Origin of the sequence: Cryobacterium sp. Y11, from assembly GCF_002929535.1 — a bacterium.
Lineage (GTDB): Bacteria > Actinomycetota > Actinomycetes > Actinomycetales > Microbacteriaceae > Cryobacterium.
Genome location: NZ_PJJO01000052.1, coordinates 30,634 through 55,559, shown reverse-complemented (window position 1 = coordinate 55,559; position 24,926 = coordinate 30,634). Strand labels below are relative to the sequence as shown.

The 24,926-nt window shown below is 65.1% G+C and carries 21 protein-coding genes; 5 read left to right on the top strand and 16 right to left on the bottom strand.

Features of this window, described 5'->3' with window-relative positions; all coding sequences use genetic code 11:
- Positions 1–52 precede the first annotated feature (52 nt).
- Positions 53–991 carry a phosphodiesterase gene (locus CXY75_RS06045; RefSeq protein WP_104081931.1) on the top strand — a complete coding sequence of 313 codons (939 nt, stop codon included), beginning with the start codon at positions 53–55 and terminating at the stop codon, positions 989–991.
- On the opposite strand, the gene CXY75_RS06040 is transcribed toward CXY75_RS06045, so the two are convergent.
- The 4 genes from CXY75_RS06040 to CXY75_RS06025 all read right to left on the bottom strand — a co-directional run bounded on the left by CXY75_RS06040 (position 921) and on the right by CXY75_RS06025 (position 6,794).
- Entirely contained in the window at positions 921–2,729 is a 1,809-nt protein-coding gene (locus tag CXY75_RS06040; protein WP_104081930.1) for a stealth family protein, read from the bottom strand. The two genes, CXY75_RS06045 and CXY75_RS06040, sit on opposite strands and share 71 nt — an antisense overlap.
- Before the next feature lie 307 nt (positions 2,730–3,036).
- Positions 3,037–5,067: a thioredoxin domain-containing protein gene (locus tag CXY75_RS06035; protein WP_104081929.1), complete on the bottom strand. Its 2,031-nt coding sequence runs from the start codon at positions 5,065–5,067 to the stop codon at positions 3,037–3,039.
- 66 nt (positions 5,068–5,133) lie between these two features.
- Positions 5,134–5,799, bottom strand: coding sequence for a nicotinamide riboside transporter PnuC (pnuC, locus tag CXY75_RS06030; RefSeq protein WP_104081928.1), 666 nt, complete (start codon positions 5,797–5,799; stop codon positions 5,134–5,136).
- Positions 5,800–5,960: 161 nt separating this feature from the next.
- Positions 5,961–6,794: an aldo/keto reductase gene (locus CXY75_RS06025; RefSeq protein WP_104081927.1), complete on the bottom strand. Its 834-nt coding sequence runs from the start codon at positions 6,792–6,794 to the stop codon at positions 5,961–5,963.
- Between the two features lie 99 nt (positions 6,795–6,893).
- On the opposite strand from CXY75_RS06025, the gene hrpA reads away from it, so the two are divergent.
- Positions 6,894–10,982: an ATP-dependent RNA helicase HrpA gene (gene hrpA / locus CXY75_RS20430; RefSeq protein WP_233201765.1), complete on the top strand. Its 4,089-nt coding sequence runs from the start codon at positions 6,894–6,896 to the stop codon at positions 10,980–10,982.
- A 75-nt stretch (positions 10,983–11,057) separates the two neighbouring features.
- Here hrpA and CXY75_RS06010 read toward each other — a convergent pair whose 3' ends face one another.
- Genes CXY75_RS06010 through CXY75_RS06000 form a run of 3 tightly spaced genes read right to left on the bottom strand, consistent with a single transcriptional unit; the run spans position 11,058 to position 13,768 of the window.
- Positions 11,058–11,810 carry an amino acid ABC transporter ATP-binding protein gene (locus tag CXY75_RS06010; RefSeq protein ID WP_146069388.1) on the bottom strand — a complete coding sequence of 251 codons (753 nt, stop codon included), beginning with the start codon at positions 11,808–11,810 and terminating at the stop codon, positions 11,058–11,060.
- 26 nt (positions 11,811–11,836) lie between these two features.
- Positions 11,837–12,853, bottom strand: coding sequence for an amino acid ABC transporter permease (locus CXY75_RS06005; RefSeq protein ID WP_104081925.1), 1,017 nt, complete (start codon positions 12,851–12,853; stop codon positions 11,837–11,839).
- 21 nt (positions 12,854–12,874) lie between these two features.
- Positions 12,875–13,768, bottom strand: a complete 894-nt coding sequence (locus CXY75_RS06000) for an ABC transporter substrate-binding protein (protein WP_104081924.1) — start codon at positions 13,766–13,768, stop codon at positions 12,875–12,877.
- A 161-nt stretch (positions 13,769–13,929) separates the two neighbouring features.
- On the opposite strand from CXY75_RS06000, the gene CXY75_RS05995 reads away from it, so the two are divergent.
- A complete protein-coding gene (locus tag CXY75_RS05995; protein ID WP_104081923.1) occupies positions 13,930–14,454 on the top strand; it encodes a GNAT family N-acetyltransferase in 525 nt (174 codons plus the stop codon).
- Here the strand turns inward: CXY75_RS05995 and CXY75_RS19420 are convergent.
- Genes CXY75_RS19420 through CXY75_RS05965 form a run of 6 tightly spaced genes read right to left on the bottom strand, consistent with a single transcriptional unit; the run spans position 14,349 to position 20,117 of the window.
- Complete coding sequence (locus CXY75_RS19420) at positions 14,349–14,867, bottom strand: pyridoxal-phosphate dependent enzyme (protein WP_146069381.1); 519 nt, start codon at positions 14,865–14,867, stop codon at positions 14,349–14,351. The two genes, CXY75_RS05995 and CXY75_RS19420, sit on opposite strands and share 106 nt — an antisense overlap.
- An 18-nt stretch (positions 14,868–14,885) precedes the next feature.
- Positions 14,886–15,893 carry an iron-siderophore ABC transporter substrate-binding protein gene (locus CXY75_RS05985; RefSeq protein ID WP_104081922.1) on the bottom strand — a complete coding sequence of 336 codons (1,008 nt, stop codon included), beginning with the start codon at positions 15,891–15,893 and terminating at the stop codon, positions 14,886–14,888.
- Between the two features lie 48 nt (positions 15,894–15,941).
- Positions 15,942–16,937, bottom strand: a complete 996-nt coding sequence (locus CXY75_RS05980; RefSeq protein ID WP_199182384.1) for an ABC transporter ATP-binding protein — start codon at positions 16,935–16,937, stop codon at positions 15,942–15,944.
- Positions 16,937–18,019 carry an iron chelate uptake ABC transporter family permease subunit gene (locus CXY75_RS05975; RefSeq protein ID WP_199182383.1) on the bottom strand — a complete coding sequence of 361 codons (1,083 nt, stop codon included), beginning with the start codon at positions 18,017–18,019 and terminating at the stop codon, positions 16,937–16,939. The genes CXY75_RS05980 and CXY75_RS05975 overlap by 1 nt, the downstream gene beginning before the upstream one ends.
- Before the next feature lie 11 nt (positions 18,020–18,030).
- Positions 18,031–19,068 carry an iron ABC transporter permease gene (locus CXY75_RS05970; protein WP_104081920.1) on the bottom strand — a complete coding sequence of 346 codons (1,038 nt, stop codon included), beginning with the start codon at positions 19,066–19,068 and terminating at the stop codon, positions 18,031–18,033.
- Positions 19,065–20,117 carry a siderophore-interacting protein gene (locus CXY75_RS05965; protein WP_233201764.1) on the bottom strand — a complete coding sequence of 351 codons (1,053 nt, stop codon included), beginning with the start codon at positions 20,115–20,117 and terminating at the stop codon, positions 19,065–19,067. The genes CXY75_RS05970 and CXY75_RS05965 overlap by 4 nt, the downstream gene beginning before the upstream one ends.
- A 135-nt stretch (positions 20,118–20,252) precedes the next feature.
- Between CXY75_RS05965 and CXY75_RS05960 the strand changes: the two genes are divergently transcribed.
- Complete coding sequence (locus tag CXY75_RS05960; protein ID WP_104081918.1) at positions 20,253–21,461, top strand: MFS transporter; 1,209 nt, start codon at positions 20,253–20,255, stop codon at positions 21,459–21,461.
- A 207-nt stretch (positions 21,462–21,668) separates the two neighbouring features.
- Here CXY75_RS05960 and CXY75_RS05955 read toward each other — a convergent pair whose 3' ends face one another.
- From CXY75_RS05955 to CXY75_RS05945, 3 genes are all read right to left on the bottom strand, one after another.
- Positions 21,669–22,655 carry an aldo/keto reductase gene (locus tag CXY75_RS05955; protein WP_104081917.1) on the bottom strand — a complete coding sequence of 329 codons (987 nt, stop codon included), beginning with the start codon at positions 22,653–22,655 and terminating at the stop codon, positions 21,669–21,671.
- Between the two features lie 171 nt (positions 22,656–22,826).
- Positions 22,827–23,639: an alpha/beta fold hydrolase gene (locus tag CXY75_RS05950; protein WP_233201763.1), complete on the bottom strand. Its 813-nt coding sequence runs from the start codon at positions 23,637–23,639 to the stop codon at positions 22,827–22,829.
- A 23-nt stretch (positions 23,640–23,662) separates the two neighbouring features.
- Complete coding sequence (locus tag CXY75_RS05945) at positions 23,663–23,884, bottom strand: hypothetical protein (RefSeq protein ID WP_104081915.1); 222 nt, start codon at positions 23,882–23,884, stop codon at positions 23,663–23,665.
- A gap of 249 nt (positions 23,885–24,133) precedes the next feature.
- Here CXY75_RS05945 and CXY75_RS05940 point away from each other — a divergent pair, with 249 nt between their 5' ends.
- Positions 24,134–24,880, top strand: coding sequence for a DUF4349 domain-containing protein (locus tag CXY75_RS05940; RefSeq protein WP_158251135.1), 747 nt, complete (start codon positions 24,134–24,136; stop codon positions 24,878–24,880).
- Positions 24,881–24,926 lie beyond the last annotated feature (46 nt).

Here is a 24,926-nt window from a genome sequence, read left to right as displayed (position 1 = left end):
ATCGTGAAAGTGCGCCCACAGAGCGCGCCTGCGACAAACGAATGGACGCTCCGTGAGCTTTCGAACGGCTGAATACCCCCGGCCGGACCATTTTCTACTTCATCTAAGCGACACCCACCTTCTGGCGGGGGGTTCGAAACTGTACGGAAGCGTCAGCGTTGATGCCCGTCTGGCCGAGCTGTTCGCCGAGGTTGAGGCTTCCGGGTCGCGTCCAGAGGCAATCGTCGTCACCGGCGACCTCGCCGACAAGGGCGAGCCCGGCGCCTACCGACTGCTACGCGAGATCGTCGAACCGGTCGCCACTCGTCTCGGCGCCCGAGTCATCTGGGTCATGGGCAATCATGACAACCGCTCGGCCTTTCGCACGGAGCTGTTCGGTGAATTGCCACACGACGCGCCGATCGACCGCTCCTACGACCTCAATGGACTGCGCCTGATCACGCTCGACACCTCGGTACCCGGCCACCATCACGGCGCAGTGACCGAGCAGCAACTGCTCTGGCTCGCCGAGGAACTGCGCGTACCGGCCCCGGACGGCACGATTCTGGCCATGCACCACCCGCCGATTCCGAGCGTCCTCGACCTAGCCACTGCCGTGGAGCTGCGCGATCAGCAAGGCCTGGCCGACGTGCTGAGCGGCACCGACGTGCGCAGCATCATTGCCGGCCACCTGCACTACTCCTCGATGGCCATGTTCGCCGGCATCCCCGTGTCGGTGGCGTCGGCGACCTGCTACACGCAGGACCTCAACGTTCCCGTCGGCGGAACCCTCGGTCGCGATGGCGCGCGGGCGTTCAACCTCGTGCACGTCTACCCCGGCACGGTCTTGCACTCCGTTGTTCCACTCGGCCACTATCCGACGCTCGACTACGTGGATGCCGCCGAAAGCGCGCGCCGCCTGCGCGCTTCCAGCGTCGAGATTACGCCGTCGGAAACTCTGTCTGCACTGCGCGAACCTCCAATGACGACGCCGATTCCGGTACTGACGTAGGCGCAACACTGGCACGTTCCCACGGTGCAACGATAGGAAAGTACAGGTTCAGAAATTCGGTGACCGCGGCCCGACGCACGTCGGGAGTGATCTCGGGAAGGCTCCCGTCGTTCAGGCAGAACATGTCCTGATCGCGGCGCTTGCGCAGGCGGTTCATCTGTCGCAGGGCCACGCGCAGGGTCGTCTCGATGTACTGCGACCGCACTGTCGTTTGCGCAACCGCGCGACCGGTCATCAGTGCGTAGTAGTGGTACAGCGAGTTGGTCACCGAGATGTCGGTCGCCGAGCGGAACCGACTGGCCGCCGTGCGGCTGAAGTCCTCGGGAAACTCCCGTTCCAGCTCCAGGAGCACGCTCTTGCGCATGGGTGCCGGCGTGTGCTCGAGATGCCGGGTGGTGACCTTGCCGAATCGACCGCGCAGCAGGGCACGGTTCACCCGGGCGGCGTTCTCGAAGCCGCTGCGGGTGGGATCGTTCTCACCGAGACCGATTCGAGTGGATGCCTCCACAAACTTGGTCACGCCGCCCGGAGAGAAGAATAATTCTGGACCGACCGGTCGGCCGAAGAACATGTCGTCATTGGAATAGAGAAAGTGCTCGGCAAGCCCGGGTATGTGGTGCAGCTGGCTTTCGACGGCGTGCGAGTTGTGGATGGGCAGCACGCTCGTGTCGACGAAGAAGTCTTCGCTACGCATGATCGTGACGCGCGGGTGCTCGGCCAACCATTCCGGCGCGGGGGAATCGGTCGCGATAAAGATGCGCCGAATCCACGGGGCGAACATGTAGACGCTGCGCAGGGCGTACTTGAGCTCGTCGATCTGGCGAAAACGAGCATCCGAATCGTCGCCCTCGCCGACGACATAGGCCTGCATGCGCTTGGCGCGTTCCCGCTGAAATTCGTCGCTCGACCCGTCGACCCAGCTGAATACGAGGTCGATGTCGAAGGACACGTCACTTGCGAGATCATCGAACATGTTCTGCAGCGTGAGCCAGGTGCGCCCGTACAGGTCGATCGTGGTTTCACGAGCTTCGGCGCGCGGCAGCCGGGTGCGCATAAGCGCGTTTTCGACCGGAGCAATGATTTCGTCCTCGCCGAACCGCCACAGTTCGAATTGGAACGCGGTCTGAGCGCCGTAGCGCAGCCGCCCGATCGGTTCGATTCGTGGCCGGTAGACCCGAAAGACGGAGGATGTGCGCAGCATGGTGAGTGCGCCATCGGCGAGCAGAAACTGCTGGTTCACCGTGCCATCCAGCGGCTTGGCATAAAATGGCTCGTTGGCGAACGCCGCCGCGAGCACCCGGGTGATCTCCTTGCGCCGCTTTCGGTCGACAGCGATGACCGGACGATTGTGGTCGCCGCGCACCAGCAGAAAGTCGATGCCGGCGTTGGTGAGCGCGTCGTGCACGGCGACGAGGTCCTTGACCATCGATTCGCGCGGCGTGTAGTGGCCGTTGATCAGCGCGATCTCACCCTTGCGCACGACGACATCATCACGGTTGAAGCGGCGAGTGCGTACATCGGGCGTGATCAGCACGAGCTCTGGCTCATTGCTGAGCGACAGAGTAGGGATCAGGCCGGTGTTTGTGGGCGGTTCTGGCGCACTCGAATCGTAGCCAACCGAGTCGGGACGAAAGGCGTCGGTGTCAAAGATGTCGCCACCGAACGACTCGGGGTGAGCGTCTGTGGGGGGCTCCGTGCGCGCATTCGGTTGTGCGTCGGGAATATCGAATGTCGCCATGGTCCTCCTTGAAAAGTGGAGCACTCGAACGCGGGGCAATCCGTACCTGCCCCGGGGAGTGCGGCCGAAATGCCGGCGTGAACGCTGCACTGCGTGCTTCTCAGGAGGCTTGACTCTCGACACGCATGGAGCTGATCCACGAGCGACGAGCGACCAGCGGCCGGTGACACGCAGTGGCGTTCGTCTCAGTGTACGTCCCGATGGCGGTAGCGTGTTGCGTCGCAGAGATCAGCGGGCGAGCGCGCACCAAACGGATGCTGGGGCATCCGTTTATCTGTCGGTGCCGTTAAAGGCGGAGATTCCGATATCAGTGCGGGTCTGCCGAGTCGGGGCGTTGCCGTTCGACCACAATGCGAGCGATGCTCTCGGCCGTCACGGTCGACGGCGGCAGCTCGGCCGGGTCGGTGACCGGAAGCTGGCAGACGAAATCATGACAGAGGTAGGCGGTGGGGTGGCCGCTCGGCGCCATGCGCGCGGCGAAGAGGTCGAATCCGGCTGAGGCGAAGGCGCTGGCCTGCGTTTCGGTTACGGCGGCGACCACGTTGGCCGGGTGGCGACGGGCGAGATCCTGCAGGGTGACGGTGGGCTGGGTTCGCCGGGCTTGGTCCCACTCGTGGGGCTCGTCAAGCTCGTGAGGCTCGTCGGGCAAGACAATGACGAGCTGCTCGATAGGGCTGTTGAGCTCGTCGAACAGGCGCAGTGCGGCGCCGAAGGCGAGCGGACGCTGCGGGGCCAGGGTGGCGACCAGGCCGAGTCCGGCCTGCGCTGCTCGACGATACCGATCGTCGCCGGTGAGGTGATGCAGCAGCAGGGCGGCATCGACCGAGGCGGAGATCCCCGACGGGTACGCACCCTCGGACGGGTCGACGGCGCTGACCAGCCCCTGGTTGCTGAGCACCGGATCCGGGCCGTGTGGTGGGCGAAAAACGGGCGTGTCGGTGGCATCCGCTAGCGTGCTCTCGAGCAGGTGACGAGCCTGGGTGGCGTAGCTGACGTCACCGGTGACGAGTGCGAGTTCGAGGAGTCCCCGTGAGTACATGCCGTAGTCCTCCAGCGTGGCTTTAGCCTCGGAGGTGCGAGCGGTGCTGTTACCGGTCTGGTTGATGGTGACAGAACCGGCGATGGAAGCGCGGACGAGGGTGCCGTCGGCGCGCTCGTGGTGCTCACGCAGGTAGTCGGCTGCCCGGCGGGCCGCTTCGATGAGGTGAGGCCGGTCGAAGGCGAAGCCGGCACGCGCAAGGGCCTGGATAGCGAGGCCGTTCCAGCCGGTCAGTATTTTCTCGTCGAGGGCTGGTGGCCTCTGCCGGAGTCGGTCACGGCGTTCGAGTGCGTAGTAGCCGCCCTCAACGCGCGTGCCGTCGACGGTGCTCTCCGAATCCTGGGCGCTCGCGAACCCGCCTCCCGGCACTTGCATCACGTCGCAGAGAAAGCGGGCGATTCCTTCGGCCACGAGGCGGGCCCAGGCCTCGCCGGTGAGCATCCAGGCTCGGGTATAGAGGCTAAGCAACTGGGCGTTGTCGTAGAGCATGCGTTCGTAGTGCGGATCGCTCCAGTCGCGGTTGACGGCGTAACGAAAGAAGCCGCCCTCGATCGGGTCGCGCAGCGGTGACGCACCCATGAGCTTGAGGGTGCGCAGGGCGAGCTCGGGGCCAACGCCGTGGTGGGATCCATGCCCGAGCAGAAAGGACAGTGCCGGAGCGACCGGAAACTTTGGCGCGCCGCCGAAGCCGCCGAAGAGCGTGTCCTCGTACCCAACAAGTTCGGCGACAGCGTGGTCACGTTCGGCAGCGCTGGCACCCGGCGCGGTGCCGGATGCGCCACCCGCGGCGAGCTGCCGCGCCGACTCCTCGAGCAGCTCGGCCACCCTGGCTGCACCGGCCGTCACGTCAGCGCGGCGGGTGAGCCAGGCATCCGTCACCGCACTGAGCACGTCGCGAAATGACGGATGCCCCGGCTGGCCGACCGGCGGAAAGTACGTTCCAGCGTGGAAGGCGCGGCCGTCGGGCATGACGAACACGTTCAGCGGCCAGCCGAGTCCCTCGACGAACGCGCTCGCTGCGGCAAGATAGCTCGCATCGACGTCGGGATGTTCCTCGCGGTCGACCTTGATGCTGACGAAGTTGGCGTTCAGGTACTCGGCGATCGCCGGGTCGCTGAAGGATTCCCTGGCCATGACATGGCACCAGTGGCAGGTGGAATAGCCGATCGACACCAGCACCGGAACGTCGCGCCGGCGGGCCTCAGCGAACGCCTCAGCGCCCCAACCGAACCAGTCAACGGGGTTGCCAGCGTGGCTACGCAGATATGGGCTGATGGCGTCGGCGAGGTGATTGGGCATGCTCCATTCTGCTCCGGGGATACACCTTGCGGCCAGCCCCGGCCATTACCACAGACGACCGGCGAGCTATCTGAGGCCCAGCAGCGCGTTCCGGCGGCGCTGCACGCGCACCCAGACCACGAATCCGATGATCGTGAATGCTCCGTAGAACAGATAAAGCACGGCCGAGGCGTAGTAGCCGGCGCTGATCAACAGCGGCACTCCGACCACGTCGACGGCCACCCAAATGAGCCAGAATTCGGTCCAGCCCTTAGCCATGCCGTAGGTCGCGAGTAGGGAACCGGTGAAGATCCAGGCATCCGCCCAGACCGGTTCGAACGAGCCGAGCGCGCGAAAGATGGGGGTCAGCACGAGGGTGCCGGCGACCAGTCCCAGGGCCAGCAGGATGCGAGCTCGGTTGCCGGCCCAGTGCGGTGCGACGGCCACGCTCACGCTCGAGTCGCGGCTGCGCTGCCACTGCACCCAGCCAAAGATTGACACGACGATAAACATGATCTGACGACCGGCCTGCCCGAGCAGGTTCACCGGGTTCGGCGTATCGAAGACGGCCCCGAGAAACACCGTGAACAACAGCGCATTGCCGACGATCCCGACCGGCCAGGCCCAGATCTTGCGGCGCATTCCGCCAATCGCGCTCGCGATCCCAAACGCGTTACCGATAACTTCACGCCACAGAATGGTCTGAGTGCCGATCTGCAACTGGGCGTCGAACAGCCATTCAATCGGGTTCATGGAAACTTTCTGTCAACCGGAGCGCAAACGCGCGCACCCGCGCGGAGGAAAACGCAGCGCAGTCCAATGTACGCCGCTGGCGGGCCGAATCTGACCTGGCGCACAGTGGCCCCGCAGACCATCGGTCACGCGGGGCCACCCTATTACACACATGCTGCGGGTTAGTTCACTTCGTTGGGGTGCGCGGCGACGCGGCCGGCGCGCTCAAGAGCGGAGATCATGGTGACCTCGGTGTGGGTGAGTTCAAAGTCGAACACGTCGAAGTTCTCGGTCATGCGCTCGAGGCGGTTCGACTTGGGGAACAGGATGTTACCCATCTGCAGGTGCCACCGAATCACGATTTGCGCTGGCGACTTGCCGTGCGCGTCGGCGGCATCCGCTATCACCTGCTCGTCGAACAGGGGGTACTTTCCCTGGCCGAGGGGGCCCCAGGCCTCGATGAGGATACCGTGCTCGCGAGCAAACGCGCGCACCTCTGGCTGCTGGTGCGCCGGGTGCAGTTCAATCTGGTTGACGGCGGGCACGATGCTGGTCTCGTGCAACAGGCGGTCGAGGTGCGGCACCAGAAAGTTCGAGACGCCGATGGAGCGGGCACGGCCGGATTCCGCAATCTTTTCGAGGGCTTTCCAGCTCTCGACGAACTTGTCGTTGGCCGGGGCTGGCCAGTGGATCAGGTAGAGGTCGACGTAGTCGAGGCCGAGCTTCTCGAGGCTCTCCTCGAACGCGTCGAATGCCGACTGGGTGCCCTGGCGGTCGTTCCAGAGCTTCGTCGTGATGAACAGCTCTGAACGGTCGATGGCTGAGGCGGCCAGGGCCTTGCCAACGCCCTCCTCGTTACCGTAGATGGCGGCGGTATCGATGTGACGGTAGCCAACCGAGAGCGCGTCGGCCACAATGCGCGTGGTTTCGTCGGGTTCGACCTTGAACACGCCGAAACCGAGCTGCGGAATCGTGTGGCCGTCGTTGAGGGTGAGGGTAGGAACAGATTTCGTCATCGCCCCAGCCTATAAGTCGCGGTTCCCCGTCTGCCCGCCAACCCCTAATGTTCACTGACCGCGAAAGCAGTGATACGACCGAAGTAACATTGAAGCTTCATGGAAACGCTCAATATCACCTTCCCACCGGAGTTGCCGGTCAGCCAGCGTCGGGACGACATCGCCCGCGCCATTCGCGACAACCAGGTGGTCATCGTCGCCGGATCGACCGGTTCGGGTAAGACCACCCAGCTGCCCAAGATCTGTCTGGAGCTGGGCCGCAAGAACATCGGCCACACTCAACCGCGCCGGCTCGCCGCGCGCACCATCGCCGAGCGCATCGCCGAGGAACTCGGCCAGGAGGTCGGCCAGCTCGTCGGCTACCAGGTGCGGTTCACCGACAAAGTCGGCGCGGACACCCGCATTAAGTTGATGACCGACGGCATCCTCTTGAATGAGATTCACCGCGACCGCATGCTGCGCAAGTACGACACGATCATCATCGACGAGGCACACGAGCGTAGCCTCAACATTGACTTTCTGCTCGGTTACCTGCGGCAACTGTTACCCAAGCGCCCCGATCTGAAGCTCATCATCACCTCGGCCACCATCGACCCGGCCAGTTTCGCGCAGCATTTCGCGGCCGCGGACGGTACCCCGGCGCCGGTCGTCGAGGTGTCAGGGCGCACCTTCCCCGTGGAGATTCGCTACCGGCCACTGGTGGCTGAGCCCGGTATCGACGATGATGACGACACGGCGGATGCCGCTCCCCCGGTTGACCGCGACTACATCGAGGGCATCACCACGGCTCTCGACGAGCTCGAACGCGAGTCGAACGGCGACGTGCTGGTCTTTCTTTCCGGCGAGACCGAGATTCGGGACGCCGCCGTCGCGCTGCAGGGCAAGTACGCCTCCTCGGCCAGCCGCAACCCTACCGAGGTGCTGCCGCTCTACGGTCGGTTGTCGTCGGCCGACCAGCACCGGGTGTTCCAGCCGTCGACCGTGGCCGGGGTAAAACGGCGCATCGTGCTCGCGACTAACGTGGCCGAGACCAGCTTGACGGTGCCGGGCATCCGCTATGTCATTGACGCCGGAACCGCGCGCATCAGCCGGTACAGCGTGCGCTCCAAGGTGCAACGGCTGCCGATCGAAGCGATCTCGCAGGCCTCTGGCAACCAGCGCAGCGGTCGCAGCGGGCGCACGAGCGACGGTATTGCAATTCGGTTATATTCCGAAGAGGACTATATGCGCCGCCCGGAATATACCGAGCCAGAAATTCTGCGCACCAACCTCGCCGCGGTCATTCTGCAGATGATCTCGCTCGGCCTCGGCGACATCGCCTCGTTCCCCTTCTTGACCCCGCCGGACTCGCGCAATATCAAGGACGGCCTCGACCTGCTTGCCGAACTCGGCGCCATCGAGGCCGAAGGCGCCGGGCGCACCAAGAGCGGTCGTGGTCGTATAACCGGTGAAGCGGATGCCCTCGCCCCCGCCGCTGCCACCGGCCCAGCCACCCCGCGCCTGACCCGCATCGGCCAGCAGCTCGCGCAGCTGCCGATCGACCCGCGCTTTGGGCGCATGGTGATCGAGTCGAAGACGCAGGGCACCAGCCGGGAAGTCATGGCGATCGTCGCCGGGCTGACCATTCAGGACCCGCGCGAACGCCCGCTCGAGCGACGCGCCCAGGCCGACCAGTTTCATGCCAGGTTCGCCGACCCCACGAGCGACTTTCTCAGCCTGCTCAATCTCTGGAACTACCTCGAGAAGCAGCAGTCCGAGCTCGGCTCGAGCGCTTTTCGACGCCTGTGCAAGAACGAGTACCTCAACTATCTGCGGGTGCGCGAATGGCAGGACGTGCTGCGCCAGTTGCGTCAGCTCGCCAAGCCGCTCGGCCTGCACCTTAGTGAACCGAGCGCGAACCCCGACGGCGTGCATCGGTCGCTGCTGGCCGGGCTGCTCTCACACATCGGTCTGAAAGACGTCGCAAAGAAGGACTACGTCGGGGCCCGGCAGCAACGCTTCGTACTTTTCCCGGGGTCGACCCTGGCCAAGAAGCAGCCGAACGCTGTCATGAGCGCCGAACTGGTCGAAACGAGCCGACTCTTCGCCCGCATGAACGCGGTTGTCGACCCGGCCTGGGCCGAGCCGCTCGCCGGCAACCTGTGCAAGCGCAGCTACTCCGAACCGCACTGGGAAATGAAGCAGGGCGCCGCCGTGGTTTACGAGCGGGTGACCCTGTACGGCGTGCCGATCGTGGCCCGCCGCCGCGTGCAGTTCTCCCGGATCGACCCGGCCTATGCGCGCGAGCTGTTCATTCGCCACGCGCTGGTGGAGGGTGAATGGGACCGTGCATCTGGGCCGCAATCATCGGCGGCGGAGAAGGAAGCGGATCGCGGCTCACGCGGGCCATCCCGCAATGAACGCGTGAGCATTTCGGTCGATGGCGGCGATGCCTCTAGCGGGCGCGGTTCCGGCCGTGCACCAGCCGTCGGCTCAAGCGCGAGCCGCGGCGGCAGGCCCGGCCAGACCGGCGACCCCGGAATGTGGGCTTTCGAACGGGCCAATGCGAGGCTGCGGGAGGAACTTGCCGAGCTGGAGGAGCGCACCCGGCGCCGGGACATCCTCTTTGATGATGAAGCCGTTTTCGACTTCTACCAGCGCCGCATTCCAGCCGAGGTATCGTCGACCAAGAGCTTCGAGGGCTGGTGGCGCACCGCTCGGTTCGACACCCCCGATCTGCTGACCATGACCGCGGACGCGCTCGTGGCCGAGGACTCCCCCGAGATCGACGAGGGGCTCTTTCCGCCGAGCTGGCAGCAGGGTGACCAGCGCCTGACGCTTGGCTACCGCTTCGAACCCGGTGAAGAAGACGACGGCGTCACCGTGCGCATTCCGCTCGCGCTGCTGGCCCGCCTGTCGTCGAACGGTTTCGACTGGCAGGTGCCTGGCCTTCGCGCCGAACTGGTGACCGCCATGATCAAGTCGCTGCCGAAGAGTATTCGGCGCAATGTCGTTCCCGCAGCCGACTGGGCCGCTCGGCTACTGGGCGAACTGCCCGGCGAGCCCGGCATCGTCGAAACCCTGCCAACACAGGTGCCCTCTGCGTCGTTTGCCGAGACGCTCGCGGCACTGATTCAGAAGCTCACCTACGTGCCGGTCAACGCGCACGACTTCGAGCTCGACCGAATTCCGTCGCACCTCCGCATGACCTTCGTCGTCACCGACGAGCGCGGTCGCACGGTCGCCGCCGATAAGGACCTCGCCGATCTGCAGCGCCGGCTCCGCACCCGGGTGCGCGAGAGCGTCGCACAGGCGACGAGCTCCGCCGCGCCGAGCAATGCGATCGAGCGGGGCGGAATCACCACCTGGGACCTCGCCGAACTCCCCCGCTTCCTGGACACCAAGCAGGGCGACAACACGATTCGCGGGTATCCGACGCTCGTCGACGACGGGTCATCCGTTTCGATTCGCATGATGAGCACCGAGCTGGAGCAAGCCCGCTCGCTGCCCCGCGGTGTGCGGCGGTTGCTGCTGCTCGCGACACCGTCACCGGCCGCGTATGTTCAGCAGCATCTCACCGCCGCCGAGAAGCTCAGCCTCGCGACGAGTCCGTACAAGAGCACGCAGGCCCTGTTTGAGGATTGTCTCGCGGCCGCGGTCGACGATGTGCTCTTTCGGGTACGCCCGGGCGGGCAGGTCTTCATGAAGGCGGAATTCGACACCATTCGCGACCGCGTGTCAGGGGTCGTGATGGATTCCATGTTCGAAACTGTCGGTTTAGTCGCCCGCATTCTGACCGCTCAGCGCGTGGCCGATAAGGCGCTTAAAGCCGCAACGAGCATGGCGCTGCTACCCGGAATCAGCGATGCCCGCCAGCAGCTCACGGCGCTGGTGTACCCCGGATTTGTCAGCGAGACCGGCCTGGCCCAGTTGCGGCACCTGCCGCGGTATCTCGGTGGAATCAGCGCGCGGATACCGAAACTCGTCGACAATCCCAGCCGCGACCGGGTGTGGATGAACGAAACCCAGGCCGCCACCACCCGCTTCGAGAACGCCGGCGGCACGATGCCCCTGAAAGCGGATGCTGACGTCTTTGTTCTGCGCGCCCGCTGGATGATAGAGGAGCTGCGCATCAGCCTGTTTGCACAGGAGCTCAAGGCTGCGGAGTCCGTCTCGCTGCAACGCATTCAGAAGGTGCTCGCCGGGTAGTTTGCCCCGAGCCCACCTCTAAACCCGGGCCCAGTTTATAAACGGGGCCCAGGCCCCGTCCAGAATGGGGTGGGGCTAGAGCACCTTGGAGAGGAAGGCTCGGGTTCGGTTGTGCTGGGGATTAGCGAGTACCTCGGTGGGGATGCCACTTTCGACGACAACTCCGCCATCCATGAAGACGAGCGAATCGGCAACCTCGCGGGCGAAGCCCATCTCGTGGGTGACCACGATCATGGTCATACCGTCACGGGCCAGGCCCTGCATGACGTCGAGAACCTCGCCGACGAGCTCCGGGTCGAGCGCGCTGGTCGGCTCGTCAAACAGCATGAGCTTGGGCTCCATCGCCAGGGCGCGGGCAATCGCTACCCGCTGCTGCTGACCACCAGAGAGATGCGCGGGGTAGTAGTCGGCGCGTTCGGCGAGCCCGACTCGGGCCAGCAGGGCGCGAGCATTAGTCTCTACGCCCGCCCTGGACAGCCCCTTGACTCGAATGGGTGCTTCCATCACGTTCTGCAGGGCGGTCATGTGCGGAAACAGGTTGAAGCGCTGAAACACCATGCCGATGTCGCGGCGCTGCCGAGCGGCCTCCTTCGGCCGCATCTCATAGAGCTTGTCGTTGACTTCCCGGTATCCGATGAGCTCCCCGTCGACGCTGAGGCGTCCGGCGGAGACGACCTCGAGGTGGTTGATGCAGCGCAGAAAGGTGGACTTGCCGGAGCCGCTGGGTCCGACCAGGCACATGACCTCCCCGCGCTTGACCTCGAGCGAGATGCTCTTGAGTACCTCGTTGGAGCCGAAGCTCTTCGAGACGCGGTCGGCGACCACCATGGGGATGTCAGAAACGGAGGCGACCATTAGCGGTCTCCCTTCGGCGGGTCGGTCGGCGGGTCAGCGGATGCGATTGGCGGCGGCACAACGGTCGGCTGACCGCTGCCGACGACGTAGGGGAAGCTGGTCGCAGCGCCCGTGATCGACGCGGTGGCGTCATCCGTTTTCTTGTCTGGACGGCGGTCGCCGATGCCGCGGGCGAACCGCTTCTCGAGAAAGTATTGGCCGACCATGAGAATGGAGGTGAAGAACAGGTACCAGATCGATGCGACAATGAGCATCGGTACCGTGTCAAAGGTGACGGCGGCGATGTCGCGGGAGCGGGTGTAGAGCTCGAGTGTGAACGGAATCGCTGTCACGAGCGACGTTGTCTTGAGCATCGAGATGACCTCGTTGCCAGCCGGCGGAATGATCACCCGCATCGACTGCGGAACAACAATGCGCACCATTGTCTGGAACCAGCTCATGCCGAGCGCGGTCGCAGCTTCTTCCTGACCGTTGTCGACCGAGAGCAGCCCGGCGCGCACGATTTCGGCCATGTAAGCGGCCTCGTTGAGGGCCAGTCCCACGATCGCGAGAATGAACGCGCTCAACGCGACCCGGGTTGGAAAAGACACCCACGGCTCGGTGAAGGGCAACCCAATGTCGATGGTCTGATAAATCGTGCCGATCAGGCCCCAGAATGCGAGTTGCACATACACCGGGGTACCACGGAAGATCCAGAGGTACACCCAGGCGATACTGTTGACGACGGCGTTAGGTGAGAGCCGCATGATGGCCAGAGTCACCCCGAGAATGATCGCGATGACCATCGAGTAGACCGTCAGTTGCAGGGTAATGAACGCCGCCTGCGAGATGCGCTGGTCAAAGAGGTACTTACCAACCGCCGGCCAGTCGTAGGCCGGGCGCATCGCCGCATCGGCGACGAACAACGCAACGATGAGCAGTAGCACGACCGCGAAGGTGTTGCGCCACGGGTGGCGCAGGCGAATGGCCTTGATACCCGGTTCTGTCTTCACGCCGGTCGCGGTCGTGTTAGTCATGATGTGGGTCGCTTACTCTCTCTAGCCGTTGGCGGCGACGTTGATGGTGATGGTGTCGATGCCACCTTCGGTGACACCCCAGGCATCGAGGATTTTGCCATAGGAGCCGTCGTCAACCATGGACTGCAGGGCAGCCTGCACGGCCTTGGTTAGTTCTGAACCCTTGTTGACCGTGATGCCGTAAGGTGCCGTGTCGAAGCTTTCGCCGACGGGCGCCAGCTTGCCGTCAGTCTTGGAGATGGCGTACAGGGTGACCGGGGAGTCGGCGCTGAGCGCGTCGGCCTTGCCGAGAATGACCGCGTTGGTCGCCTCGTCCTGCGAAGGGTAGGGCAGAGCATCGATCTTCTCGAGACCGGCCGCGACGCAGGCCGCGCTCTTGGCGGGCAACTCGTCGGTGTCTTGAACGGTGTTGTCCTGCACGGCGACGGTCAGGCCACAAGCGTTGTCGGGGTCGACTGTGCTGCCAACGGGCGCGGCCCAAAGAATTCCGGCGTTGTAGTAGTTGACGAAGTCAACCTGTTTCTCGCGCTCGAGGTTATCGGTGAAAGAGGATTCGCCAATGTCGACGGTGCCACCGGTGATGCTCGGAATGATGGTGTCAAACGACGCGATCTGGTACTCGGTGGTGAGACCGAGCTTGGCGGCGATACCGTTGGCGAGCTCAATGCCCCAGCCAATCGGCGCGCCAGCCTCGTCCTTGTACTCGTTTGGCGGGTACGCCGCGTCGGTGCCAATGATGAGCACGCCGGCGCTCTTGATATCGGCGGGGAGCAGCGCGACGGCGGCGGCATCCGCTTCAATGGTGGTGCCGGCGTCGATGGGCGTCGTGGCGGCCGGATTTGAGTTGTCGACACAGCCCGTGAGCAACAGAACGGCGGCGGCCGCGAAAGCCGGAACAATGTAGCGTGCGCGCATGGCACTTCCTTCTTGATTTGGTCGAAAGTGCGGGGTTCGCCAGTGAACCCCACACGCGGGTAAGACCTATCGAGCCTAATGCACCCGGCGCGCGCCGAAGTCGAGACGGAAACCCGTGCCCTGCTTTTGCCGAGCGGATGCTGCGGATCTATCGTTAAGGAGTGCCTACCGTAGCTCCGAACATTCTGTACACCTCGCCCAACGATCCACTCGCCGCTCCCCTCGTAGCCGAACTCTCGCGGGAGTACGACGAGCGCTACGGCCTGACCGAGGGAATTCCGTCGTCGGTTGAGCTCAGCCGCTATCCGGCCAGTCGCTTTCAGCCGATCGAGGGCGGCACGTTTCTGTTGCTGGTGCACAACGGTCAGGCGATCGCCGGCGGCGCGTTTATGCGGGCGAACGACGCTGGCACGGTCGAGATCAAGCGGGTCTGGACGCACTCGGCGCATCGCCGCCGCGGGCTGGCACGGCTGGTGATGGCCGAGCTTGAAGCGGAGGCGGCGCGGCGCGGCATCCACTCGATCATTCTCACCACGGGGTCGCGGCAGCCGGAGGCCGTTGCGCTGTACAGCGCACTAGGCTACGAGCCGCAGTTCGACCTCGACGGTGACTGGGAGTCGATCGGGTATCTGGAGTTTCGCAAGCGGGTCGAGTCGGTCGGCGACGCGGACGAGACCTTGAGCTGACAGTCCTGCACATACCGATTGTGGAATATACAGACTAAGCAGCGGGCTCGGAAGCGCAGAGCAGCTGCACGGCTTGGTCGACGAGCGCGGTCGAAGGCAGATTTTGCGCCCACAGTGCGTGCAGCGCGAGTTTTTTTAGCCGAGATTTGGTCGGTGTGCACGATCACGACGGGATGCCCGGTGAGCCGGCCCACCAGGGTGAGTCTGTTTCCGGTGTTACCCGAGGACGATTCGACGATCGTCGCGCCGGGGGCCAGTGCGCCGCTGGCTTCGCCCTGGTCAGTGATATTGAAGGCGACCCTATCCTTGGCTGAACCAGCGAGATTGCGACCTTCGAGCTTGACCAGCACGGGCAGGTCGGCGGCGAGCACGCGCAGAACGGATGCGGCGCGTCCGGCGGGCTTACGCTGCATCCGTTTCGCAAGGCGTGACTACTTAACCGCGGCCGCGAGTAGGGAGACGTAGTCGTCGAGGCCCCAGGACAGCGAGAGCCCAGTAGGCGGGGAGACCGCGCTAATGAATGCCGCTCCGACCGGGGAGGCGACCGCGCCGGACTGCACCTGCGGCATGGCCTGGGCGTAGCTGGCATTAAGGAACGCGTCGGATTCTTCCTGGGTGGTGCCAAAGTTCACCAGCAGATCGCTGTCCAGCTGGTCGAGCTGCTCGAAGCTGAGCGTGTAGTAGAAGCTCGCCTCATCGGTCGCGAGTTCGTCGACCGCTGGCGCGCTGACGAAGCCGAGGTCAAGGGTGAAGTCGACGCGCGGGTCCTCCTTCTTATAGACGTAGAAGGTCGCGGCGCCGGCACTCGTGAGGGCGATGGTCTTACCGGCGAACTCGGGGTGCGCCGCGGCCTGCTCGGCAATCTCGGTATCGATCGATGCCAGCAAAGCGCTCGCCTCGTCGGTCTTGCCGAGTGCGGTGCCGGTGATCTCGATCAGGTCGCGCCACGGGGTGGCCCAGGCGTCGCCCGGATAGGCGACGACGGGAGCGATCTGGCTGAGCAGCTCGTATTCCGGTTCGGTGATGCCGGAGTAGGCGGCGAGAATCACGTCGGGGGCTGCTGCGGCGATGTCCTCATAGGGCGGCTCCTGGGTGTCGGGTAATACGAGAGGCATCTCTGTATTCTCGAGAGCCTCGTTGATCCATGGCAGCACGCCGTTCTCGTCGCCGGCGTAGCTCTGGAACGGCATGGCCACCGGAATCACGCCCAGCGCGATCGCATCGTCGGCGCTGCCCCAGCCCCAGGTCACGACCCGCGTCGGCTGCTTGTCGATCGTGGTTTCGCCGAAGGCGTGCTCGATCGTGACGGGAAAACTGCCGGATGCTGCGGCGCCGGCCGCAGGGTCAGCCGCGTCGTCGGCGGCGGCCGTGCAACCGCTGAGGGTCAGAGCGAGGATGCTCGCGACGGCGGCGAGCGAGACGGTCAGGCGTCGGGACACGAAATCTCCAGTTCGTTAGGCGCGAGCGTTGCCGCCCACATAGTTAGGTTAGCCTATCCTAAATATCTTTGTGCGGGGGCTCGCGGTGACCGGGGCTGGCCGGGCTGTGGCCGCCGCCGGTGTGGCCGACCCTGCGGTCGGCACCGGTGCGGCCACGGCTGGGGCGGCCGGCGCGGTGGCCGAATCGGCGATCGCAGACTCAGCAGTATCGGGTTCTGCGTTCGCGGCCGACTCAACGCCCGTCGCTCGCCCGTGGAACCGGCCGATCGGCACGACCATGGGCGAACCACAGACCGGATCGGGCACGATCAGCGCCGCCAAGTCGAAGGCGTCCCGCACGATCTCCGCGGTGAGCGTCTCGACCGGCGCCCCGTTCGCCACGATGCGTCCAGCGCGCATTACGACGAGGTGGTCCGCGTAGCGAGCAGCGAGGTTGAGATCGTGCAGCACCATCACGACCGTCGTGCCGCGCTCGCGGTTGCGCTCGAGCAGCAGGTCGAGCACCTCGATTTGGTGGGTCACATCGAGAAACGTGGTCGGTTCGTCGAGCAGCAGAATCTCGGGATTCTGCGCGAGCGCCATGGCAATCCAGACTCGCTGGCGCTGCCCACCGGAGAGGTCTTCGAGGCGGCGAGCGGCGAGCTCGTGGGTGTTGGTGGCGGCCATCGCACCGGCAACGATCTCATCGTCGGTGCTCGACCACTGCCGAAACCAGCCCTGATGCGGGTAACGGCCGCGCCCGATCAGGTCGGCCACGGTGATGCCGTCGGGGGCGACGGGCTGCTGGGGCAGCAGCCCCACGACGGTCGCGACCTGTTTGCCGGGCACCGCGGCGATGTTGCGCCCGCCCAGGGTGACCTGGCCGGCATCCGGCTTCAACAGCCGCGCGAGGCCCTTGAGCAGGGTGGACTTGCCGGAGGCGTTGGCGCCGACGATGACCGTGATCGCGCCCGGAATGATCTCAAGGTCGAGGTTGTCGATGATGGGCCGCTGGTCGTAGCCGAGGCTGAGGCCCTCGGCGCGCAGGATATTCGTGTTGGTCATCAGGCGCCCTTTCCGGTTGTGTTGCTGGTGGCGAGCAGCCAGAGCAGGTAGGGGGCACCGATCGCGCCCGTGATGATGCCAGCGGGCAGTTCGAGTTGCCCGGGCAGCAGGTGCTGGGCGGTGAAATCGGCCACGGTCGTGATCAGCGCGCCCACCAGCGCCGTCGGAATCAGGGCGACCCCGCCGGTGCCGAGCGCGCGTCGGGCGATGGGAGCTGCAACGAACGCCACGAAGGCGAGCGGGCCGACGGCCGCCGTTGCCGTCGCAGTGAGGGCGACCGCGATCACCAGCAGCACCAGTCGGGTACGTTCGGCGCCAACGCCGAGGCTGCGGGCGAGGTCGTCACCGAGTTGCAGGGCGCGCAGGCGACCGTCAGCCAAGCGAATGACCGGGAGCAACACGATCAGCACGACGGCCACGACCGCGATGGACGGCCAGCGGGCACCGCTGACGCTGCCGACCAGCCAGAGCAGAGCGCCCTGGGCGTCATTCAGCTCGGCGCGCGAGAGCAGATAACCGAGCAGTCCCTGCACCATGAACGCGACGCCGACACCAATCAGCACGAAGCGGTAGCCGACCACTCCGCTGCGCCAGGCCAGCAGGTAGATGGCGCAGGCGACGATGATCGCCCCGGCAAACGCGGCGAGCGACGTGCCCAGGCTTCCGAAGCCGAGAATGAGCATGCCGAACACGGCGGCAGCGCTCGCTCCCCCGGTCACTCCGATAATGTCGGGGCTCGCGAGCGGATTGCGCAGCACGGTCTGAAACAGCGCGCCGGAGATGGCGAACGCCACTCCGACCAGTACGGCGAGGGTCAGCCTGGGCAGGCGGAGCGAGAGCACGATGAAGTTCTCGCTGCCCGATCCCTGGCCGGCCAGCGTGCGCAGCAGGTCGGGCACGCTGAGCGAGTACGCTCCGATTGCGAGACTGAGCGCGGCAACCGTGAGGAGCGCCCCGATCAGTCCGAGCACGATGTAACGCTCACGCCTGTTCCGTCCGGCCCGAGCGTGAGCCAGCGCAGCAGCATCCACTTTCACAACGGATGCTGCCGCCCCGGCCGGCCGGTCGGTTACAGCCGGCATCGTCGTGTCCATCACAGGCCCGCCAGTTTCACGCGGCGCACGAGGGCGATGAGAACCGGCGCGCCGAGGAAGGCGACGACGAGGCCGGCCTCGATCTCGCCGGGTCGGGCGATGACTCGGCCGAGCACGTCCGCCGCCACGAGCAGGGTCGGCCCGAATAGCGCCGAGAACGCGATGATGAGGCGGTAGTCGGGGCCGGTGATCCAGCGGGCGATGTGCGGCACTGCGAGGCCGACGAACACGATCGGGCCGGCCATCGCCGTCGCTGAGCCGCATAGCAGCACGATGGCGCCCAAGCAGATGATGCGGGCGGTGATCAGGTTTTGGCCGAGTCCACGGGCGAGGTCGTCGCCGAGCGCGAGCGCGTTGAGCATGCGCGCGGCCACGATGGCCAGAATCGCTCCCGCCAGAATGAACGGCACCAGCGGTAGGGCGGCATCGAGGTCGCGGGCAACCAGTGAACCAGCGGCCCAAAACCGGTAGCGGTCGAAGGCCCCAGTGTCGGCGAGCAGCACGATCGTGATGAGCGAGGTGAAGGCCGCGGTGAGCGCCGTTCCGGCGAGGGCAAGCTTGACCGGAGTTGCGCCTTCACGGCCCAGCGATCCGATCAGGTAGACGATCGTCGCCGCAACGGCCGCGCCCGCAAAAGCGAACCAGACGTAACCGAGCGAGCTCGTCACTCCGAACCAGGCGATGCCGGCGACGACGAACAGGGAGGCGCCAGCGTTGACGCCGAGCAATCCGGGGTCGGCGAGCGGGTTGCGGGTGACGCCCTGCATCAGAGCCCCGGCCAGCCCGAGGGCGAGGCCGGCCAGCATACCGACGACCGTGCGTGGTATCCGCAGATCGAGAATGACGGCGTGGTCCGTCCGGGCGCGGTCGGGATTGATCAGGGCGTCGAACACCGTGCCGAGGGCGATCTCCCGGCTGCCAACGACCAGCGACGCGATAATGCTGAGCACCAGCAGGGCGACGGCGACCGCGAAGCCGATAACGACCCGACGCGGGCGGGTTCGCGCTGCCGCTGGCCGTTCCAGAACCAGGGTCACTGAGCTTCGGACCGGCCGAGCCGCCAGTACCCCATGAAAGCCACCCGCGAGCGGTCAATGCCGGTCTCGCTCACCAGAAAACGCCTGAGCAACTTGATCATGCGCGATTCGCCGGCGAGCCAGGCGTAAAACCCGGTTCCGTTCTCGTCGTTCGGCGATTCCCAGAGGAGTTCGCAGTCCACGTCGACCTCGACGAGCGGTTGAGGCGCCCGCGCCGCGGGGCCCTGCGCCCGCGCCGCAGGGCTCCGCGCCGATCCCCCTGGCGCGGCTTCGACCAGCACCGCATCAACGAGGGCCGCCTCGACCAGTGCCGCGTTGTCGGCGACCCAGCCGCGCACCGCGGCGTCAAGCCGTTCGCCGCGCTCGGCCCCCTCGCGGGCCAGCCACGTGACCTCGCAACCGGTCGGCAGAACGAGGGGCAGAGCATCCGCTTCGGTGGGCATCTCGATGAAGGCACGCGCACGACGACCGGCTGGCAGGCTCTCAAGAATGCTGCAGATGGCGGGGGTTGCGGTCTCGTCGCCGGCCAGCAGCAGTTCGGTCGCGTGGGCAGGATGCCAGTCAAGGCCGATCGCCCGGCCGGAGCTGCGCTCATCGGGGCCGACGATGAGAACGTCTACGCCCACGGTCGCTGTGTGCAGCCAGCGCGCGGCCGGGCCGAGGAGACCGTGACCGGTGTGACTGACGAAGTCCACGTCGATCTCGCGCAGTTCGGGGCGCACCGCGCGAATCGTGTAGGTGCGAAACGGGTTTCGGTCGACGCCCGGCAGCGCGCGCCAGCGGGCATACCAGGTTCCGTCTGCGATGGTGCTGTCATCGTTGGCACCGATGTCGGACAGGCCACGCCCGGGCAGCGGAAACACAATTTTGATCCGCTGGTCGAGCCCCGCGGTGCCGAACGTATCGAACTGTTCACCGAAGAACGTCACCCGGGTGAAGTGTTCACTCAAAGAACGGATTCCCACCACCGTGGCCCGATAGGGGCGATAGGCCGGACGGTCAGCAACCGCCGTGACACCGGGGCCGGTCTCCATCGGTAAGGTAAGCATTACCTTAGTATGGCATGCCTAAGCTGCTGATCGTCCAGCCGTCGGATTACTCCGCCAACTCCTCAGTCGGCATCGCCGCCCGCGGCAGGGGCCCGGCCCGAGATTTCGACCGGCCAGCCGTAGACTGAATTCATTGTGAAAAGTTACTGGAGTCTCCTGCGTACACCGGGCGTATCCCGCCTGATTGGCGCGCAGCTGACGGCTCGTTTTCCGTTCGGAATGCTGTCGCTCGCCTTCCTCATTCACATTGAGCAGATTTTCAACTCCTACGGTGCTGCCGGACTCGTTCTTGGCGCAATGAGCATCGGACAGGCCATCGCCGGGCCGCTCACCAGCCGCCTGATGGGCCGACTCGGCATGCGCCCGGTCATCATCGCCACAATGTTCATTTGCGCGGTCTCGATCATTGTTATGGCTCTAGTTCCACTGTCGGTCGTGAGCCTCATGCTCATTGGATTTGTCGCCGGCCTCTCCACGCCGCCGATCCAACCGGCCGTGCGCACGATTTACCCCAAGATCGTCAACTCCCGCCAGCTCACTCCGCTGTTTTCACTGGATGCCTCCGCGCAGGAAATCATCTGGGTGCTCGGCCCCGTCATCGCGACCTTCGTCGCACTGCAGGTATCGACGATCGCTGGCATCCTGCTCGCCGTGTTCTTTCTGGTCGCTGGTGGAATCTGGTTCGTCTCCTTGCCCGAGGTCGGCCGGGTGCGCATCCCGCGCAGCCGCCGCAAGCTCGGCGTCGTGCTCAAGAAGCCCGAGGTGCTGCTCAGCACGGTGGTCGGCTTCATGCTCGTCGCGGCCTGCGCTTCAGTCGAAGCCGGCGTTGTCGCGGTATTCGGCCATGGCAGTGCCGACGCCGGCTGGGTACTCGGCATCTTCGCGATCGGCTCACTCATCGGCGGCCTCGCGCTCGGTCACGCCCCGATCGGCCCGTGGGCCCTCGCCGCGCGCATGCTCATCGTCACGATCGGACTGGCGCTGGCGAGCGTTTGGCTCACCTTCTGGTGGCTCTCATTCGCCCTTTTGCTTGCCGGTCTCGGCATCGCGCCAGCCTTCGCGGTGTTGTTCGGCATCGTTTCGGCGAGCGTTAAGTTCAGCGACACCGCCGAGGCCTACGGCTGGGTCGGTACCGGCCAGCTGATCGGCGCAGCCCTCGGCTCAGCCATCGCCGGGTTCTCGATCGACCACTCCGGGCCGGTCTCGGCGATCTATGTCGCCGCCGGCTTCGCCGCCCTCGGCTGCATCATTCCGGCAGTCGGGCGTCGCTGGCACCCCGACCTGCGCGGCCGCGACCTTAGCCCCATCCCAGACACCGAGCCCATCCAGGTGCAGGTCTCCTAGGGTTTTGGCCACTTCCCACTCGCGTACCCCGCTTTTCCCACCGCCCGCTCCACCTCGCCGAATCGTGAGATCCGTTCGACGACCCGTGAGCTTTGAGACAAAGTAAACGATTCAACGTCCCGTAACTCACGGCTCGGCGAAGCCGGAGTCCGCGACGCGATGTCGGACGGGCGCGCCGAGAATGTGGGTGCCAGGGGCACCGCGACACTACCAGCGGGGGTGGATCTGCTCCCGCAGGAGTCGGTCGTAGATGTCTTGCACGCCCTCGTTGAATTCCAGGCCGAGCGCTTCGGCAACCCCGGCGGTGGCGTTGCCCTGCGCCTGCGCGACCGAGCGGGCACCGGGAATGACGGCGCTCACGCCGTCGATTTGGGCGACCCAAGCCAGCGCCGCTTGGGCGGGCGAGAGGCCGGCCGGGGCGAGGGCGGCAAACTCGGTCGCGGCCTGCAGACCCACCTCAAAGTCGACGCCGGAGAAGGTTTCGCCAACGTCAAAGTGGCTGCCGTCCCGGTTAAAGTTGCGGTGGTCGCTCTCCGCGAACACCGTGTCTACGGTGTACTTGCCGGTCAACAAACCGCTGGCCAGTGGCACTCGGGCGATAATGCCCACCCCGGCAGCGCGTGCGGCGGGCAGCACCTCGTCGAGCGGCTTGAGTCGAAAGGCGTTCAGAATGATCTGCACGGTTGCGATGCCCGGATGCGTGATAGCGGCGAGCGCCTGGTCGCAGGTCTCCACACTCACGCCATAATTGGCGATGACTTGCTCGTCGACGAGGGTGTCGAGTGCGTCATAGACCTCACCGGAGTCGAAGACCGCGCTCGGCGGGCAGTGCAGTTGCACGAGGTCAAGGGTGTCCATTCCGAGATTCTTTCGCGACCGATCAGTCCAGGCCCGAAAATTAGCGAGCACGAAATTCTCGGGCACCTGCGCGACCCGACGACCCATCTTGGTGGCCACCGTAATCTCCGCGCCGAGGGCATCGTTCGCGAGAAACTGCCCAATCAGTCGCTCGCTGCGGCCGTCACCGTAGACATCCGCTGTATCAAAGAAGGTAACACCGGCATCAGCGGATGCGGCGAGCACGCCGGTCGCGTCGGCGTCAGACACCGCTCCCCAGTCACCCCCGAGCTGCCAGGTACCCAGACCAATCACGGAGACAGTGCGGCCAGTTCGTCCGAGGGTGCGTTTTTGCATACGCCCAGCTTAGGCATCGGGCGCGCCTCGGCGGCACATCTATCCGGTGAAAAGATGAGCGTGGCTGCTTATGCGCTCGATCGAACGCACTAGAGGCCGAGCTGGACCCTATTTTTCCCAGGTGGGTTTCTCGGCGGGGTGCCGGGCCCATGTTAGGACCGTGGTGGGGAATCAGCTGTCGATCACCCGCACGAGCACCCGCGCCAGACGCCGACGGATGATGTGATCGTTGGCCTCGACGCGATGCATCGTGACGTGGCGCATCCGCTCAATAATGATCAGGCTGCCCTGAGCGATGAATTGGTCGAGCGCACCGTAAATCACGTCGACCGGTACCTCGAGGCTCGCAATATCGCTCACCACGGTCTGAGATTCGATGCAGTGCTCCATCGATTTAATGAACGGTGTCCAGGTTTTCTCGGTCAGCTCGAAGGTGCCCTTGGGCAGCAAACGCGTGATGATCGACGCGTTGGCGAGCGTGAAATCCTTGTTGGCGCGCAGAAAGTCGTAGGCCCGCAGGTAGGCGCCGACCCGCGCCTTGACCCGCGGATCGCCGATATCGCTCGGCGATACGTAGACCGGCGGCCCCACGAGCACCATGCGCGACACCGTGCTGCGACGGGCCACGAGCCGCCAGAATGTCGCAATCCGACCGTGCCGTTCCATCGCCGCATAGCGGGTGCTGATCAGACTGCCCAGCGAGTGGCCGACCAGCACGAACGGCTCTCGAAGCTTCAATGAGCGGATGGTCGCGGCCAAGGACTCGACATGATCCTCCAGCCGATATTCGCATCCGTCCGGCGCCGGCGACTGCCCGAAGCCCAGAATATCCACCGCGATTACCCGGTGATTCGGGGTCAGCAAGGGAATCACCGCGTAGAAAGTCACCGACGAGGACGCGATGCCGTGCACGAGAATGACGACCGGGCCGGTGCCGGCATCCGTCGCCACGTGCAAAAGCGGTGGGCGGGGCCGACGTGTCATCAGTTCCGCCCACCAGTTCATACCTAATTATCGTCGCGCAGCGTGGCCTTGAAATCGTTCTTGGTCTCCGTGGCGCCCCGCTCGGCTTCGGCGTGCTTAACCTCGGCCTCTGCCTTCTTCACCTTGGAGTCGGCCTTGGCCTCGTCGACCTTGTCGTCGATCCGGTCCTTGGCGTCCTCCGCCGCCCGGCCAATCTTCTGGCCCGTGGCATCAAGCGCATCCTTGGCATTGTCAATGAATCCCATGTTGTCCTCCTGATTGTCGCGGCGCAGTCAACCGCCGACCTGATGACCTTACTTCGGGGGTAGGAGTCGAGTCTCAATTGTGATGCGACTCCCAGACTGCCTCCAGACAGCTCCGTTGGCGCGCCAATACAGTGAGGTATGCGACGAACTTGGGGTGTGGTTGCGGTGCTCGTGACGGCCGTTCTGTTAACGGGATGTACTGCCAGCAACTCAGGCTCCGTCAGTACGGACGAGAGCATTTCCGGTCGGGTGGCACCCGCAGCCGGCGACAAAGCATTCGATAGTAGCGCCGTCACCGGCACCACCGATGATGTGAACACGGCCAACCGTGATGTCATCACCACCGGCTCCCTGTCAATCACGGCCCCCAACCCGGTGGCGGCGAGCGAATCAGCGGTCACCATCACCGAGCAGGCCGGCGGACGCGTCGACAGCCGCAGCGAGAACCCGGCCACCGATATTCAACCGGCGAGTGCCACCCTGACCCTGCGCATTCCGTCCGACGAGCTCGACCGCACCCTGACCGATCTCAAGAAGCTCGGTCGACTCAACTTCGTCTCCCTCACCGCCCAAGATGTGACTCAGCAGCGCCAAGATCTTGACGCCCGCATCACCGCGCTCACCACCTCCGTCGACCGGTTACTGGCCCTGATGGCTTCGGCTACCAGCACAGCGGATCTGATCAGCATCGAGAGCGCACTGTCGAGTCGGCAAGGCGAACTGGAAAGCCTGAAATCCCAGCGCGATTTTCTCGCCGACCAGATCGACTACTCCACCGTGCAGCTCGAACTGGTCGCCGAGGGCACCGTGGCTGCGGGGGGTCCTGACAATTTCTGGACCGGCATCGCAGCCGGCTGGACCGCCCTGATCACCGCCCTCGGCGGCCTGCTCATCGGCCTCGGCGTCGCCCTCCCCTGGCTGGTCGCCCTGGCAATTGTGGGAGCAATTGTGCTGCTAATCGTGCGGTTGTTCGCACGCAGCCGCAAGGCTGCATAGGCTTGTCACTGTGACCGAGTTTCTCCCTGCTATAGCCCTGCCCGAA